The 1,038-nt window shown below is 58.5% G+C and carries 2 protein-coding genes; one reads left to right on the top strand and one right to left on the bottom strand.

Annotated elements, in window-relative coordinates; genetic code table 11:
* Positions 1-335: peptidoglycan L,D-endopeptidase MepK (locus tag ACZ4FV_RS52505; protein ID WP_465328590.1), on the bottom strand; the 335-nt coding region annotated here is incomplete at its 3' end.
* A 467-nt stretch (positions 336-802) separates the two neighbouring features.
* Here ACZ4FV_RS52505 and ACZ4FV_RS52500 point away from each other — a divergent pair.
* Positions 803-1,038, top strand: a 236-nt coding sequence (locus tag ACZ4FV_RS52500; RefSeq protein ID WP_465328588.1) for a DnaB-like helicase N-terminal domain-containing protein, incomplete at its 3' end; no start/stop codon positions are given.

The following is a 1,038-nucleotide window of genomic DNA, read 5'->3' as shown; positions in this document are numbered from 1 at the left end:
GCCTCGTTGGTTTCCTTCGTCCGATATCCACTGTTGACCTGGTAGGGCTCTTTGAAGCCATAGGCAAGCTCCAGCCATCCCTGTTGACCCCGGAGGAGGTTGAGCAGCCGCAAATCGATCTCCGTAGCCTTGCCTGCACGGACATCTCGCAGCATGTGGCAGGCCTCGCGGTATCCAGCCAAATCGAGGTGGCCATCTCGCCAGTAGCAGATCTGCTTGTGCTCGCCGGTAGATGGCCGATAGAGGTTCAACACCCGAGGCTTTGCCCAGAATGCCGCTGCGTCCGCCTGGTTCGCGTAATTGGCAGGCAGCAGCAAGCCGGTTGAAGCGAGCAACGGAAGCGATCAGTCAACGGCTTGCTGAGCTCCAAGGCCCGATCAGGGAACTCGCGGCGGCTTGCCGGCAGACGGTGCTATTCAACCGAGCTCAAGTCGAGTTCCAGTCGACCAAAACCGACATCGAGCTGCGGCCGATGGAGGGAGGTAGCCTCTTCGCCGTTTGGTATCTGCTGATGGATCGCATTGCACGGTCTCCGACCAAGTTCCACATGCGGAGCTCGGTGAGGATCCTGCTTCCACTTGTCGCGGATTTTCTGCCGGAGGACCCGAATGCCTGATTGTGAGCGAGTGCTTCGAGATCTGGAGCTTGACCTTGCGGAAACGGTTGAGCGCCGAGCGTTCATTCGCGGGCGGCATGCCGGCGAAGACCGAGCGAGGTGGCAGGTCCTGATCTGCGTTGTTGTTGGCGTGATCCTGTATGTCGGATGGCGTATTCTTTCGAGCTAATGAGGAGTTCCTGAACAATGGAAAGACAGCTCAATGTGCCTCCGCACTCGATTGAGGCCGAACAAGGCGTCCTTGGTGGTCTGCTGCTGGATAACAAGGCCTGGGATCTGGTCGCGGATAAAGTCCACCCGGAGGATTTTTACCGGAACGATCATCGCCAGATCTTCGAAGCGATTTTGGAGTTGGCGGACCGTAGCGAACCGTTCGACATCGTGACGGTGTGTGAGGTGTTGGAAGGGCGGTCTGGCTGGGG

The organism is Embleya sp. NPDC025285 (genome assembly GCF_055558835.1).
The sequence above is the reverse complement of the archived record's forward strand: the minus strand, read 5'-3'. Positions and strand labels throughout refer to the sequence as shown.